We start from the raw sequence: 14,203 nt of genomic DNA on the forward strand, positions 1-14,203 counted from the left end.
GATGGCAGCGCTTCAAGCACTGAAAAACGGACTAGCCCTTGCGCTAGTCTGTTTACTGCTAACAAGTTGTGGCTTTCATTTAAAGAAAGCCTCAAACTTGCCTGACGACTTGAAAGTGATCACCCTTATCGGGGATGATGAAAAGTCAGCATTATTCGAGTTAGTCGAAAAAGAGCTTATTGCGAGTAAAGTTGAACTTAGCCAAGGTGGTGAACACCCAGAGTTAACGATCCACAAAGACCGTTTAGAGCGTCAAATCTTATCATTATTTGATAATGGTCAGGTTGCCGAGTATGAACTTGCCTACAGTGTAAGCTATACCCTTAAGCGCCCTAGACAAAAAGCCATTAACCAGCGCTTTGAATTGTATCGTAACTATCAAGACGACCCAGATAATGCCCTTGCAAAAGCAAAAGAGCTTGAGCTGCTATTAAGCGAAATTCGTAAGCAAGCCAGTCGTCGAATTGTTCGTGAGCTATCACAACTGTAATGCGTTGTTATGCAAATCAACTACCTAGCCAATTGAAAAAAGGCCTTGCGCCTTTTTACATGGTGTTTGGTGAAGAGCCCTATCAAATTACACAATGTGTCATGCAAATTCGTCAAGCCGCCAAACAGCAAGGTTTTGACGAAGTAATCAAATTTACCCTAATGCCAGGGTTTGATTGGCAAGAAATTGTAGCTCAATACCAAAGTATGTCACTGTTTAGCGCTCGTACCCTAATTGAATTTGATTTAAACGAGCAAAAACCAGGTACTCAAGGTAGCCAAATATTTAAACAACTTGTTGAACTTACTAATCCAGACACTATTTTGGTATTGAAAGGTGCCAAAGCTGGTCAAGATGTTCAACGCAGTGCTTGGTTTAAAGCTTTAGATAAGCAAGGCTTATTTGTACCTTGTTATCCCTTAACGGGTAACCATTTAAGCCGTTGGCTAGACGAGCAATGTTATCGTTTAAATTTAAACTTGCACAATAATGCAAAACAAAGCCTGATTGATGCCACTGAAGGTAACTTACTTGCATGCCACCAAGAACTTGAAAAATTATCTCTATTATATGGCAGTGAGTTAGTAGACCAGCAGGCCGTAATGCAAGGTCTTCTTAATCAATCAAAATTTGATATCTTCGATTTGAGTGATGCTTTATTAACCGGCAATGCAGGTCAAGCAGTCAAAGTAATGAGTAAACTCGCTACTGATAACACTGAAGCAATGAGTATCTTTTGGGCCATTAATAAAGAAGCCACTAACTTACTTGCAATGCAACACGCTCGCCTAAACGGTGCCAATATGACTGATTTATATCGGCAGTTTAATATTTGGAAAAACCAGCAAGCAACAGTACAGCAGGCATTAAACCGCCTGCAAATTAGTACTCTTGAGCAAATCATCAAACAATTAGCCGAGTTTGATGCTGGCTACAAACAAGGCAACCTTGTTGCGCCTTATCAAGCCTTAACACACCTTTGTTTAGTATTTTGCCAACCACTGGCAATGCCATTACCTTGCCACCCTGTTTTAGATTAGAGTTGTATAATGATTGCTATATTTGGTGGAACATTTGACCCAATTCACTTAGGCCACATCAATATGGCCGAGCAATGCGTTAAACAGTGTCAGCTTGATACGCTGTATTTTATGCCCTGCGCTATTCCTGCACATAAAGCTAAACCGGGGATTAGTGATGAGCACCGTATCAACATGCTCAAACTTGCAATTGAAGACATCCCTTATTTCACGATTGATTACAGAGAACTTAATCGTTCAGGTGCCTCTTATTCATTACTTAGCTTGCAAGAATTAAGAGCTGAGCACCCGACTACGCCCATTATTTTTTTAATCGGTATGGACTCATTCATTAGCCTCGACAAATGGTTTAAATGGCAAGAAATTGTCACACTTTGCCACATAGTCGTGTATCAAAGACCGGGGCAAACCTGTAATGTCGCTGGTGAATTGGCTCATTACAAGGAACAGGCATACACTGATAACCTTGCTGAACTAAAGCAACAACCTGCAGGTAAGTTATTCTTTTTAAATGGCTTACAAATAGATGCCGCATCAAGAGAAATCAGAAAAAAACTGCATTCAAATAGTGAAATAACGGAACTTTTACCGACTTCGGTCAGTCAATACATCGCACAGCATCATCTTTATCAAACAGATGAATAAATGCTGCCTGCGTGATAAAATAACAATTAAGATTATTTATTTTTGAGAAAACACTTTGGATTCTAAACAACTACTCGCATTTGCCCTTGATAAAGTCGACGACATGAAAGCCCGTGATGTGGTGCAACTTGATGTTCGTGGAAAGTCAGATATTACCGACTATATGTTAGTATGCTCTGGTAACTCTAAACGCCATGTTCAATCGATTGCTGATCACGTTGCAAAAGAAGCACGCCACGCTGGTGAAGAGCCCCTTGGTTACGAAGGTCAAAATGAAGGCGAGTGGGTGCTTGTTGACCTAGGTGATGTAGTAGTACATGTCATGCAAGACCAAACTCGCGACTTCTATGATCTAGAGAAACTTTGGGGTTAACCCTTGCAAGGACATAGGTAAACCATTTTGAAGATACAATTGATTGCCGTTGGTACTAAGATGCCAGCATGGGTTGAAACCGGATTCACAGAATATCAGCGCCGTTTCCCGCGTGATATGCCGCTTGAGCTTATTGAAATTCCTGCCGGTAAACGCGGAAAAAATGCGGATATAAAACGTATTTTGCAACTTGAAGGCGAAAAAACCTTAGCAGCAATACCCAAAGGCAATCGCATTGTTACTTTAGAAGTAACAGGTAAGCCAATGGATACTCATCAACTAGCTAAAAGCATGGAAAAATGGCAGCTTGATGGCCGTGATGTTAGCTTACTCATTGGTGGCCCTGAAGGCCTTGCACCAGAATGCATTGCAGCTTCTGAGCAAAAATGGTCTTTATCAAATCTAACACTACCGCATCCTTTAGTGCGTATTATTGTTGCCGAAAGCCTTTATCGTGGCTGGAGCTTAAATAATAATCACCCATACCACCGCGAGTAGTTAGTCAATGCGAAAACACAGACCCACAATTCGAGACCACTCGGCTGAAGCTAATTTATTTGCTCGCCGCGCGTTTGTGGGCTTTGTGTTTGTTACATTATTAATTGGTGTCTTATTATCAAACTTATATAACATTCAAGTTATCGACCACCAAGACTACCAGACACGCTCTAATGATAATCGGATCAAAGTTATCCCAATTGCCCCGAATCGGGGTTTAATTTATGACAGAAATGGCGTTTTACTTGCTGAAAACAAACCTGTATATAACCTTGAAGTCATTCCAGAAGAAACAGATAACCTAGATCAAGCATTAGAAGATGTTCAACAAATTATCGATATCAGTGAACAACAAAAAGAAGAGTTTTTAGATGATATCAAACATAATCGCCGTTTTAAGAGCCAAGTCCTTAAAGCACGATTAAACGAAACTGAAGTTGCCAAGTTTTCAGTTAATCAGCACAAATTCCCTGGTTTTAGTATTGAAGCACGACTAGCTCGTTACTACCCTTATGGTGATACTTTAACTCACGCATTAGGTTATGTTGCCAAACTCAATAAAAAAGAGCTGGCAAAATTAGAAGCCGATGATCAAGCAACAAATTACCGTGCTACACATGATATAGGTAAGCTAGGTATCGAGAAATACTATGAGCAATTACTTCATGGTGTAGTTGGCTCACAAAGTGTAGAAGTTAACAACAGGGGTCGTATCATTCGCACTTTAAGCATGACCCCACCAGAGCCAGGCCATGACTTGGTACTTACTCTGGATATAGGCTTACAACAAATTGCACAGCATGCTTTAAAAGATATGCGCGGCGCTGTCGTTGTGCTCGACGCAAAAGATGGTGGCGTACTGGCTCTTTACTCTAACCCAAGTTACGACCCAAACTTATTTGTTCATGGCATCAGTAGTAGCGACTACAAAAAGTTATTGAACCCAGATCGCCCTCTAATAAATAGAACCACACAAGGTCGTTACGCACCAGCTTCTACGGTTAAACCACATATGGCCATTTTAGCGCTAGAGGAAGGACTTGTTACCGAGCAAACACAAATGTGGGATCCGGGCTTTTTTCAAATTCCAAACGTTGAACATAAATGGCGTGACTGGAAACGTTGGGGTCATGGCCATGTTGACGTTTATCGTGCTATTGAAGAGTCATGCGATACTTATTTTTATGACGTGGCGTATCGCTTAGGCATTACTAAAATCAGTGATTTTATGTCTCAATTTGGTTTTGGCGAACTTTCAGGTATTGATATTCATGAAGAAACCTCTGCGATTATGCCATCAAAAGAATGGAAAGAAGGCCGCTTTAGAGAATCGTGGTGGCGTGGTGATACAATTTCAGTGGGTATTGGCCAAGGTTATTGGACCGCAACACCGATGCAAATAGCTAATGCGACGAATATTTTAGTTAATCGTGGGATTGATCACCCACCCCACTTAGTGCAAGTGGCTAAAAAAGAAAATGAAGTCACTCAAATAAACAACGATGAAAAGCCACCGGTGGTGCTAAAAAACCCTCACCATTGGCAAATAGCGCTTGATGCAATGCACAACACAGTACACAAAGTCACCGGCACCGCCCATAAAGCATTTAAAGGTGCCAATTATGACCCTGCTGGTAAAACCGGTACCGCGCAAGTAGTTAGTATTGCCCAAGGTGAACGTTATGACGCTAAATCACTTAAAGAGCGTCAACGCGATAACGCAATTTATGTTGGCTTTGCACCTTATAATGACCCACAAATTGTGGTTTCTGTGGTTGTAGAAAATACCGGTGGCGGCAGTACCGTAGGTGCGCCTATTGCTCGTCAATTGATGGATTATTATTTTTCAGCTAACCCTCTGCCTGTTGCACAAAGTGATGCGCCATGATCCCATTAAATAAAAAACGCTCTATCTGGCAACGCCTTCACCTTGATTTACCGCTCCTGATAGCGTTAATGCTCATGATGGTAGGCAGCCTAACCATTGTTTACAGTGCCAGTGGTCAAGACCCAGCGATGATGATCCGCCATGCCACACGGATGTTTGGGGCGATACTAGGCATGTTTATTCTTGCGCAATTTTCGCCAAACACGCTAAAAAGAATGGTTATTCCACTTTATTGCGTGGGCCTATTAATGCTCATCGGGGTACTGCTATTTGGTGTTAGCTCGAAAGGTGCGCAACGTTGGCTAGATCTTGGTATTACTCGATTTCAGCCATCTGAATTAATGAAAATTGCCGTACCTATGATGGTCGCATGGTATATCGGTCGCAACCATTTACCACCCCGCATTATTCATCTAATCATTGGTTTTGCGATTGTGATGGTGCCTACCATCCTAATCAAAGAGCAGCCTGACTTAGGAACATCAATATTGATCGCCAGTTCAGGTATTTTTGTATTGTTTTTGTCAGGTCTAAGTTGGCGATTAATCGGCTTTTTTACCGCTACAGTAGCCATTGCTGCTTGGCCATTTTGGCACTACGTTATGCTCGACTATCAAAAACAACGCGTATTAACATTTTTAGACCCTGAAAGTGATCCTCTTGGCTCTGGTTATCACATTATTCAATCGAAAATTGCAATTGGCTCAGGCGGAATTGAAGGAAAAGGCTGGCTGCAAGGTACGCAATCACAACTTGAATTTTTACCCGAGCGTCATACCGATTTTATCTTCTCTGTTTTAAGCGAAGAGTTTGGCTTATTTGGAGTGTGTTTATTACTGTGCATGTATTTATTCATCATTGGTCGTGGTTTATACATAGCGGTCAATGCCCAAGATGCGTTTGGTAAACTGCTTGCAGGTGCATTAACTTTAACTTTTTTCGTTTATGTATTTGTAAATATTGGCATGGTGTCAGGTTTACTGCCTGTGGTCGGTGTCCCTTTACCCTTGATCAGTTATGGCGGCACCTCTATGGTGACCTTGATGGCAGGATTTGGCATTATTATGTCTATCGCCACAGATAAAAGGATGCTTTTAAAATAATGACACATCGCAATAGTTTTCTATTTGTTGCATTATTTTCTGTAATGCTCACTGCTTGTAGCTCGTCGCAGCAAGGTCGTTATGCTATGGAGCATGATGCAGCCCCGCTTCGAAAGCCTACCGAACTTGAAATGCAAGATGCAGTAGTAACGGCTGTAGTTAAGAGTGCCAGTGCGAGTCGCCCTTATGAAGTTCGTGGAAAACGCTACACTCCCATGTTAGATGAAACAGGCTACTCTGAAGAAGGGATTGCCTCATGGTACGGTAGAAAATTTCATAACTATCATACATCTAATGGTGAAATATATGACATGTTCGCGATGACTGCAGCGCATAAAACCTTGCCATTACCCAGCTTTGCACGAGTCACTAATTTAGATAACGGTAAATCTGTCATTGTTCGCGTTAATGACCGCGGCCCATTCCATGATGACCGTATCATCGATTTATCTTATTCTGCGGCCTATAAACTAGATTATTATCGCCAAGGTACAGCGCGTGTTAAGGTTGAAGCCATTACACTTAGCAATTCTGCCCCTCGTTTAAGTTACATACAGGTTGCAGCGGGAAGTACTCTTGCCAATGTTGAAGCGCTCGCGTTTCAACTTCGTCAGCAATATCATGTGCCAACAAACATTGTTGAAAAAGATGGAATCTATCGATTACGTCTTGGTCCAATAAAAGATGCCGCAGAAGCACAAACTGTTTTAGAAAAGCTAAAACAAAACCAATTTCAGAACGCGTTCTTGCTTTACAGTGAGTAAGACCTTTAGAATAGGTTAACGCGACATGTTTAACTTTAACCATTAATGAGTACGATGAAATCTATAAAATATAAAATCTTAAGTGGCGTTTGTGGCCTTGTTTGCACAGCGAGTGTATTTTCAGCAACAGCCCAAATCATTCCTGCCCCACCACAAGTTAATGCGAAAGGTTATTTCTTGGTTGATTTCACCACAGGTAAGGTCATTGCTGAAGGCGAAGCCGATACTAAGCTGGCACCTGCCAGTCTAACCAAGATGATGACCAGTTACGTCATCGGTACTGAAATTAAAGCCGGCAATATCTCACCAACTGACATGGTCACCGTGAGTGAAAAAGCGTGGGCAAAAAACTTTCCTGAATCATCAAAAATGTTCATCGAAGTGGGTAAGCAAATCAGTGTTGACGACCTTAACCACGGTATCATTATTCAATCAGGCAATGATGCGTGCGTAGCAATGGCTGAACACATTGCTGGTAGCGAAAGTGCATTTGCTGATTTAATGAATGCTCACGCTGAAAAGTTAGGTATGACAAACAGCCATTTCGTAAACAGTCACGGATTAGATACTAACGAGCACTTCACAACGCCACGTGATATGGCCACTCTTGGTGCTGCACTTATTCGCGATGTACCAGATGAATACGAAGTATACGCTAAAAAGTCATTCACTTTTAACGGTATTAAACAATATAACCGCAACTCTCTATTATGGGATGAAAGCATGAACGTAGACGGTATTAAAACCGGTCACACGTCAGAAGCGGGTTATAGTCTAGTGAGCTCAGCAACTAAAGATGATATGCGTTTAATCGCTGTTGTTATGGGTGCCGAAAGCGAGCGTGCTCGTAAAGTTGAAAGTAAAAAATTACTAAACTACGGTTTCCGTTTCTTTGAAACGATTACACCATATCAAGCAGGTGACAGCTTTGCGGAGCAACGCATTTGGATGGGTAACAAAGAAAATGTTTCACTGGGTATTTTAGAAGATACGCCAATCACCATCCCACGTGGTCAGCGTAAAAACTTAAAAGCGAACTTTGAGCTTGATAAAACTCTAGAAGCTCCACTTGCCAAAGGTAGTAAAGTTGGCACCTTATTCTTGCAACTGGATGGTGAAGAAATCGCTCAATATCCGTTAGTTACACTTGAAGAAGTAGAAGAAGGCAGCTTCTTCAGCAAGATCTACGATTACTTACGTTTACAGATCATGTAATCTCAGATAAAAGTTTATAAACGCCTTGCACTGCAAGGCGTTTTTTTTTGTCTGAAAAATGATAGAATGCGCCCCATATCAGTCGCGCTGGGTCGAGTGCGTCGTAATTTAAGTCTGCTTACTGCCAAGAACTGGCCGAGAAAGTCTCGATTAAGCACACTCACTGTTTTGAGGAGTCACCGTCGTGGTTCAACCTGTAAAAGATACTAAGTTTGATGAGTATTTAGATTTCCCTTGCCCATTTACTTTTAAAATCATGGGCTTAGCAAACGTAAATCTAACAGACCAGATCCTAGAAAAGCTGCAACCAATTGCACCAGGCGATTATGCGCCAAAGGTAAAACCAAGCAGCAAAGGTAATTACGAGTCAGTCACGCTTGTGGCAACCGTTACAAGTAAAGAGCACATTGAAGAAATCTATAACGTGATCAGCAACATCGATGACGTACGTCACATGCTATAGGCTGATTACGGAGTAAGTCGTGAGCGAAAGAGAATTAATCGTTCGTCAGTTAGGTCGTCAGCGTTACATGCCAATTTGGCAAAAAATGCAATCTTTTACCGACACCCGTGATGAGCACACAGCCGATGAAATTTGGCTTGTAGAGCACGAGCCTGTATTTACTCAAGGTCAAGCTGGTAAAGCTGAGCACTTATTAAATACCGGTGATATCGAAGTGATCCAAGTAGACCGCGGTGGTCAAGTAACCTACCACGGGCCAGGTCAGCAAATGATGTATGTACTGTTCAACTTACGTCGTTTAAACATTGGTGTAAGAGAGCTGGTAACTTGGCTTGAAGAGTGCATTATCGACACGTTAAAAGACTACGACATTGATGCTTACGCCAAAGCGGATGCACCGGGTGTCTATGTTAACGATAGTAAAGTTGCCTCATTGGGCTTACGAGTTCGTCGCGGCTGCTCATTCCATGGTTTAGCACTGAATGTAAATATGGACTTGAGTCCGTTTTTACGTATCAACCCATGCGGCTATGCAGGCATGAACATGGTGCAAACAACTGACCTTAATGGTCCGCAAAACCTCGAGCAAGCAGGTGCAGGGCTTGTAAAACACATGATTAAAAAGCTTAATGCTACTGTGGTTAAGCACACTGAAGGGTTTGAAACGAATGAATAAACCAGTCAAAATGGAACCAGGCGTAAAACTGCGTGATGCAGAAAAAATGGCACTGATCCCAGTTAAAGTTTTACCGACTGAAAAAAACGAAATGTTGCGTAAGCCAGAGTGGCTAAAAATTCGCTTACCTAAATCAACTGAACGTATTGATGGTATTAAACAAGCGATGCGTAAACATGGTTTGCACTCAGTTTGTGAAGAGGCTTCGTGCCCTAACCTATCTGAATGTTTCAATCACGGTACAGCAACCTTCATGATCTTAGGGGCTATTTGTACTCGTCGTTGTCCGTTCTGTGATGTTGCTCACGGTCGTCCATTAAAACCTGATGCAGCTGAACCTGAAAAGCTAGCGCTTACTATTAAAGACATGAAGCTAAGCTATGTTGTAATCACCTCTGTAGACCGTGATGATTTACGTGATGGTGGTGCACAACACTTTGCTGACTGTATTCGTGAAATTCGTAAGCACAACCCAGAGATCACGATTGAAATTCTAGTACCTGACTTCCGTGGTCGCATGGACAGAGCCCTTGATATCTTAATCGAGACACCACCAGATGTATTTAACCACAACCTAGAAACAGCACCGCGTTTATACAAATTAGCGCGTCCAGGTGCTGACTATAAGTGGTCACTTGAGTTATTACGTCGCTTCAAAGAAGCACATCCGAATGTGAAAACGAAGTCTGGCTTGATGGTAGGTCTAGGTGAAGAAATTAGCGAAATCGAAGAAGTGTTACGTGACTTACGCGAGCATAACGTTGATATGCTAACAGTAGGCCAATACTTACAACCTTCAAAGCACCACTTACCTGTTAAACGCTACGTGCCGCCAGCCGAGTTTGATGCATTAAAAGACTATGCAGACGAAATTGGCTTTACACATGCAGCCTGTGGCCCATTTGTTCGCTCAAGCTACCATGCTGACCAACAAGCTGCTGGTAAAGAAGTAAAATAATAGTTGTAAAACTATTATTTAAAAGCCCGCATTAAGCGGGCTTTTTTATATTCCAAAATATCAGCGCCCATAACGCGCTAAGAACATTTTTACTGTTTCGCTTATTACTTTGTTATCTGAGTCGCCTTCTTGGCGCTCAAAGCCATACAGCAACGGATAAAAGATCAGAGACTTTAACTGATACACAAACTGTTTTGCTGCAAACTCAACATCATCAATCGTTAAAACCTGTGCTTGCACACCTGCTTCTAAAAACGTCACTAGGTCGTGCATACAGCCCATGCTGTTACTCGCTAATGATTTTGCTAAATCGGGCTGCTGTAACATTTGCATAAAGGCGACTTTCGCTACTTTTAAAAACTCTTCAGAGGTCAAAAGTGCCACTTCTTGCTCGGCAATACGTGTTAACTGCTCTGCAATTGGTAAAGAAGCATCAAATACAACCGCTTGCTCTTGGCGAACTTTTTCAAACATAAACACTAGAATGGCTTGAAACAACACATCTTTATTTTCAAAGTGATTGTATACGGTACGCTTTGAGGCACCCGCTAAGCTTGCAACCTGATCCATACTTGTATGCTCAACACCCTGCTGAAAAAACAGTGTTTCAGCTGCATTCAAAATATCTAATCGTTTTCTCTGTGATAATTTCATGGACCCCTCCGATAAGGGCTACTAGTGTAACGCAAAAATAAAAAATGCACTAGATAGTTTACTTTTATAGCAAATCATGAAAAACTACACCGTGTAGTTTACTTATGGTGACGAGATGAAATTTCTAATATGGCTCGCAATCGCCACTCTATGCATCGTGATAGGAGTGTTTGTTATGAATAATCAATTAGCTGCTGAAGGCGTGAGTGATAACAGCCACTCTGCGCAACTGGCTGATGGCAAGTTCCACAATAGTGCTGAAGTAGAAAGACCCAGCTTTAAGAAAACGTTAGCTATCTTCAAACGCTTCATTACTGAAAAGAAAATTGATGCAGAGCCAAAGGGCGAGCTGCCTATGCACTGTGTTTCTCATGCTCAGCTTGAGCGTTTATCAAATGACACAGTGCATTTTGTAAAGCTAGGTCACTCCTCTATTTTAGCGAAAGTGTATGGCGAATACTGGCTATTTGATCCGGTATTTTCAGAGCGCGCTTCGCCTTTTTCATTCATGGGTCCAAAGCGCTTTCAACCAACACCAATTAGTATTGAAGAATTACCAAGCATCGCGAAAGTGTTTATCTCACACAACCATTATGATCACTTAGATAAAGCGGCAATTAAACAGCTTGTTGATAAAACAGCCTCTTTTTATGTGCCATTGGGAGTCGAAAACGACCTTAAAAAATGGGGCGTTGATGAACAAAAAGTCCATAGTTTTGATTGGTGGCAAGAGCAAAATATGGCAAATAGCCAAATTGTATTTACACCAACCCAGCACTTCTCTGGTCGAGGTTTAACAGACGGCAATAAAACCCTTTGGGGTTCATGGGCTATTAAAGTAAATGACAAGCGCTTTTATTTTAGCGGTGACTCGGGATATTTTGCTGGCTTTAAAGAAATTGGTAATCGTTATGGGCCCTTTGATATTACTTTTATAGAAACCGGTGCTTATGACAAAGATTGGGCTGATATTCACATGACACCAGAGCAATCTGTACAAGCTCACCTCGATTTACAAGGTGATATCATGGTGCCAGTGCATAATGGTACTTTAGATTTAGCATTTCATGCTTGGTATGACCCCCTCAAGCGTGTCACCAAAAAAGCACAACAGGAGCACGTATCGCTAAGTACCCCACTTGTTGGTGAAGTATTTAAAATTCAAGATAACGCAGTTGATAAAGCGTGGTGGTAAAATTGACAGGATGAAAGGTGCATTATTATCCTTTCATCCTGAATAATTAGTTACTTATAGACTCTTTCTAGACAGCCCCCTTCTCGTCCCATATAGTGGAACTCTGTGCAATCAACCAGAAAAACTATGACAACTCACTTAAAATACGCAAGTTTAGCGCTTGCCATTGGTTTATTCGGTTGCTCCGAGCAAGCAACATCAAGCGCTGATGAGCCAAGCGAAAAAAACCTTGAAGCCGTTAATATTGAGAATGTACGCTCACATATTAAAACCCTCGCCTCAGATGAATTCTTAGGCCGCGGTCCTTTAACCGAAGGCGAAACACTCACCATTAACTACTTAGCAGATGAATATAAAAAAATCGGATTAACTGGCAGTTTTAATGGCGAATTTTTACAGCCAGTTACCATGGCAAAACTCACTCCAGATCAAAACATGACCCTAAAAGTGGGCGATTTAAGCTTTAACGCTGGCAGTGATTTTACCGCTCGTACTCAACAGATTAACCCTGAGATCAACATTGATGGCTCTGATGTTGTGTTTGTTGGCTATGGCATTAATGCACCTGAATACAACTGGAATGATTTTGCCGATATTGATGTAAAAGACAAAACAATTATCGTGCTTGTTAATGATCCAGGTTTTGCCACCCAAGACGAATCACTTTTCACTGGAAATGCCATGACCTACTATGGTCGTTGGACTTACAAATATGAAGAAGGTGCACGCCAAGGCGCAAAAGCGGTATTTATCGTTCACGAAACAGCCCCTGCTGCTTATCCTTGGAGTGTAGTAGAAAGCTCGAACACGGGTAGTAAATACACTTTAATTGACCAAGATAAAAATGCTTCTGACATCCCTGTAATGGGTTGGATTGATGAGCAAGCTGCAAATGAGATCTTTGCTCAAGCGGGGCTTGATTATCAAACAGAGAAAGCAAATGCATTAAAAGCCGATTTCAAACCTGTCGACTTAAAAGCAAAAGCAGCGCTGACTCTAAAAAGTGATATCTCTCAAGCACAATCACATAACGTTGTGGCAACGCTTAAAGGCAGCGAAACTCCAGATGAGTACATAGTAATTGGTGCGCACTGGGATCACTTTGGTACGAAGCAAACTGATGATGGTGTGAAAATCTACAATGGTGCTGTTGATAATGCTTCTGGTACCGCAGCAACAGTTGAAATAGCCCGTATCCTTACTGAAATGCATAAGAAAAAGCCATTTAAACGCTCTATTATCTTTGCCAACTTTACGGCTGAAGAAACTGGGCTTATTGGTTCTGAGCAATTCGCTACTGGCGAAATTGTACCAACCAAACAAATAGTCGCGTTGCTTAATATTGACGGTATGAACGTGCTAGATGGCGTTGACTACATATTGCAGTACGGCAAAGGCATGTCTGAAATGGAAGACTACCTTGCAGATGCAGCTAAAGCTCAAGGGCGTCATGTAAAAATGGACCCTCGTCCTCAAAATGGATTGTTCTTCCGCTCTGATCACTTCTCACTGGCTAAACAAGGCGTGCCAAGTTTATTATTTATGAGCTTAGGTGATACTGATCCTGATTATATAGCCCATAAATATCACAAAGAAGCTGACGACTATTCACCCCAATGGTCTATGGGTGGTGTTAAGCAAGATATCGAACTGATCGTTGATATTGCAGCCAAACTTGCTAATAACGGTGACTGGCCAAAATGGAAAGCTGAGTCTGATTTCAAAGCGCGTCGTTTGCAAGACAAGCAATAACCTTCGCTTAGATACAAAACCGAGCTTCATTGCTCGGTTTTTTATGTACAATATGCTAACTTGCTAATTGATTAAACCAACTTAATTATTCTAACGTTACCCGCAGCTCTCTTGATTGAGCAACCCCTTCCTGCCGATGCTCAAATCCAGAATAATCCACATTTACACCGCTAAATTCAAATGCATAACCCCCCGTTTTGCCTTCTGAATCGATCATAGCTAATAGGGCGTTATTGTCTTTACCTGCAAAGTTAGTATTCTCGTACTTAACAAGATACTTAGCTTGTGCACCGATATAATATACGCAATACCCTACAAATAATTGATTATTATCATCATCAGTATAAATAACCCAACCAAATGAGCCGTCTGTCCCCATTGAACGCTGAGTCCATGCACGAGCAAAATGTGGCTCAATGCCTCCACTTTGAGGGTATTGATTGTCCCTTGCATAGTACCACTTGTTTTATAACGCCATGTTTTGTTGGT

Annotated in this window: 16 protein-coding genes; 14 read left to right on the forward strand and 2 right to left on the reverse strand. The window is 41.6% G+C overall.

Annotation, left to right across the window (positions count from 1 at the left end):
• Nucleotide 1 precedes the first annotated feature (1 nt).
• From lptE to lipA, 12 genes are all read left to right on the forward strand, one after another.
• Nucleotides 2-490 carry an LPS assembly lipoprotein LptE gene (gene lptE / locus NH454_RS00055; protein ID WP_235383630.1) on the forward strand — a complete coding sequence of 163 codons (489 nt, stop codon included), beginning with the start codon at nucleotides 2-4 and terminating at the stop codon, nucleotides 488-490.
• Nucleotides 490-1,530 carry a DNA polymerase III subunit delta gene (holA, locus tag NH454_RS00060; RefSeq protein WP_235383629.1) on the forward strand — a complete coding sequence of 347 codons (1,041 nt, stop codon included), beginning with the start codon at nucleotides 490-492 and terminating at the stop codon, nucleotides 1,528-1,530. Before lptE ends, holA begins: the two co-directional genes overlap by 1 nt.
• 9 nt (nucleotides 1,531-1,539) lie before the next feature.
• Complete coding sequence (gene nadD, locus NH454_RS00065) at nucleotides 1,540-2,175, forward strand: nicotinate-nucleotide adenylyltransferase (RefSeq protein WP_135924123.1); 636 nt, start codon at nucleotides 1,540-1,542, stop codon at nucleotides 2,173-2,175.
• 55 nt (nucleotides 2,176-2,230) lie between these two features.
• Nucleotides 2,231-2,548, forward strand: coding sequence for a ribosome silencing factor (gene rsfS / locus NH454_RS00070; protein WP_054551669.1), 318 nt, complete (start codon nucleotides 2,231-2,233; stop codon nucleotides 2,546-2,548).
• A 27-nt stretch (nucleotides 2,549-2,575) separates the two neighbouring features.
• Entirely contained in the window at nucleotides 2,576-3,046 is a 471-nt protein-coding gene (rlmH, locus tag NH454_RS00075) for a 23S rRNA (pseudouridine(1915)-N(3))-methyltransferase RlmH (protein ID WP_036967350.1), read from the forward strand.
• A gap of 7 nt (nucleotides 3,047-3,053) precedes the next feature.
• A complete protein-coding gene (gene mrdA / locus NH454_RS00080) occupies nucleotides 3,054-4,934 on the forward strand; it encodes a penicillin-binding protein 2 (protein ID WP_135924122.1) in 1,881 nt (626 codons plus the stop codon).
• The gene (gene rodA / locus NH454_RS00085; RefSeq protein WP_135924121.1) at nucleotides 4,931-6,037 is read left to right on the forward strand and encodes a rod shape-determining protein RodA; all 1,107 of its coding nucleotides are present in this window, start codon (nucleotides 4,931-4,933) and stop codon (nucleotides 6,035-6,037) included. Before mrdA ends, rodA begins: the two co-directional genes overlap by 4 nt.
• On the forward strand, nucleotides 6,037-6,801 hold the full coding sequence (locus NH454_RS00090) for a septal ring lytic transglycosylase RlpA family protein (protein WP_235383628.1): 765 nt from the start codon (nucleotides 6,037-6,039) through the stop codon (nucleotides 6,799-6,801). Before rodA ends, NH454_RS00090 begins: the two co-directional genes overlap by 1 nt.
• 54 nt (nucleotides 6,802-6,855) lie before the next feature.
• Nucleotides 6,856-8,016, forward strand: a complete 1,161-nt coding sequence (locus tag NH454_RS00095) for a serine hydrolase (protein ID WP_199527570.1) — start codon at nucleotides 6,856-6,858, stop codon at nucleotides 8,014-8,016.
• A 184-nt stretch (nucleotides 8,017-8,200) separates the two neighbouring features.
• Nucleotides 8,201-8,479 carry a DUF493 family protein YbeD gene (gene ybeD, locus NH454_RS00100; RefSeq protein ID WP_135924118.1) on the forward strand — a complete coding sequence of 93 codons (279 nt, stop codon included), beginning with the start codon at nucleotides 8,201-8,203 and terminating at the stop codon, nucleotides 8,477-8,479.
• Between the two features lie 19 nt (nucleotides 8,480-8,498).
• Entirely contained in the window at nucleotides 8,499-9,155 is a 657-nt protein-coding gene (gene lipB / locus NH454_RS00105; protein WP_135924117.1) for a lipoyl(octanoyl) transferase LipB, read from the forward strand.
• Nucleotides 9,148-10,113 carry a lipoyl synthase gene (lipA, locus tag NH454_RS00110; RefSeq protein WP_130051157.1) on the forward strand — a complete coding sequence of 322 codons (966 nt, stop codon included), beginning with the start codon at nucleotides 9,148-9,150 and terminating at the stop codon, nucleotides 10,111-10,113. Before lipB ends, lipA begins: the two co-directional genes overlap by 8 nt.
• A 60-nt stretch (nucleotides 10,114-10,173) precedes the next feature.
• Here the strand turns inward: lipA and NH454_RS00115 are convergent, their stop codons facing one another.
• Complete coding sequence (locus NH454_RS00115) at nucleotides 10,174-10,767, reverse strand: TetR/AcrR family transcriptional regulator (protein ID WP_235383627.1); 594 nt, start codon at nucleotides 10,765-10,767, stop codon at nucleotides 10,174-10,176.
• A 175-nt stretch (nucleotides 10,768-10,942) separates the two neighbouring features.
• Between NH454_RS00115 and NH454_RS00120 the strand changes: the two genes are divergently transcribed.
• Nucleotides 10,943-11,962: an MBL fold metallo-hydrolase gene (locus tag NH454_RS00120; RefSeq protein ID WP_235383626.1), complete on the forward strand. Its 1,020-nt coding sequence runs from the start codon at nucleotides 10,943-10,945 to the stop codon at nucleotides 11,960-11,962.
• Between the two features lie 126 nt (nucleotides 11,963-12,088).
• Nucleotides 12,089-13,714 carry a M28 family metallopeptidase gene (locus tag NH454_RS00125; protein WP_235383625.1) on the forward strand — a complete coding sequence of 542 codons (1,626 nt, stop codon included), beginning with the start codon at nucleotides 12,089-12,091 and terminating at the stop codon, nucleotides 13,712-13,714.
• Between the two features lie 85 nt (nucleotides 13,715-13,799).
• Here the strand turns inward: NH454_RS00125 and NH454_RS00130 are convergent, their stop codons facing one another.
• Nucleotides 13,800-14,093 carry a hypothetical protein gene (locus NH454_RS00130; protein ID WP_253038011.1) on the reverse strand — a complete coding sequence of 98 codons (294 nt, stop codon included), beginning with the start codon at nucleotides 14,091-14,093 and terminating at the stop codon, nucleotides 13,800-13,802.
• Between the last annotated feature and the right edge of the window lie 110 nt (nucleotides 14,094-14,203).

The organism is Pseudoalteromonas sp. Ps84H-4 (genome assembly GCF_024124645.1).
GTDB classification, from domain to species: domain Bacteria; phylum Pseudomonadota; class Gammaproteobacteria; order Enterobacterales; family Alteromonadaceae; genus Pseudoalteromonas; species Pseudoalteromonas lipolytica_C.

Coding starts and splice junctions, on each gene's coding strand:
- mrdA (WP_135924122.1), top strand. CDS start 3,054: ATGCGAAAACACAGACCCACAATTCGAGACCACTCGGCTGAAGCTAAT.
- lipA (WP_130051157.1), top strand. CDS start 9,148: ATGAATAAACCAGTCAAAATGGAACCAGGCGTAAAACTGCGTGATGCA.
- NH454_RS00095 (WP_199527570.1), top strand. CDS start 6,856: ATGAAATCTATAAAATATAAAATCTTAAGTGGCGTTTGTGGCCTTGTT.
- rodA (WP_135924121.1), top strand. CDS start 4,931: ATGATCCCATTAAATAAAAAACGCTCTATCTGGCAACGCCTTCACCTT.
- holA (WP_235383629.1), top strand. CDS start 490: ATGCGTTGTTATGCAAATCAACTACCTAGCCAATTGAAAAAAGGCCTT.
- NH454_RS00115 (WP_235383627.1), bottom strand. CDS start 10,767: ATGAAATTATCACAGAGAAAACGATTAGATATTTTGAATGCAGCTGAA.
- NH454_RS00120 (WP_235383626.1), top strand. CDS start 10,943: ATGAATAATCAATTAGCTGCTGAAGGCGTGAGTGATAACAGCCACTCT.
- NH454_RS00090 (WP_235383628.1), top strand. CDS start 6,037: ATGACACATCGCAATAGTTTTCTATTTGTTGCATTATTTTCTGTAATG.
- NH454_RS00125 (WP_235383625.1), top strand. CDS start 12,089: ATGACAACTCACTTAAAATACGCAAGTTTAGCGCTTGCCATTGGTTTA.
- lptE (WP_235383630.1), top strand. CDS start 2: ATGGCAGCGCTTCAAGCACTGAAAAACGGACTAGCCCTTGCGCTAGTC.
- nadD (WP_135924123.1), top strand. CDS start 1,540: ATGATTGCTATATTTGGTGGAACATTTGACCCAATTCACTTAGGCCAC.
- NH454_RS00130 (WP_253038011.1), bottom strand. CDS start 14,093: ATGGGGACAGACGGCTCATTTGGTTGGGTTATTTATACTGATGATGAT.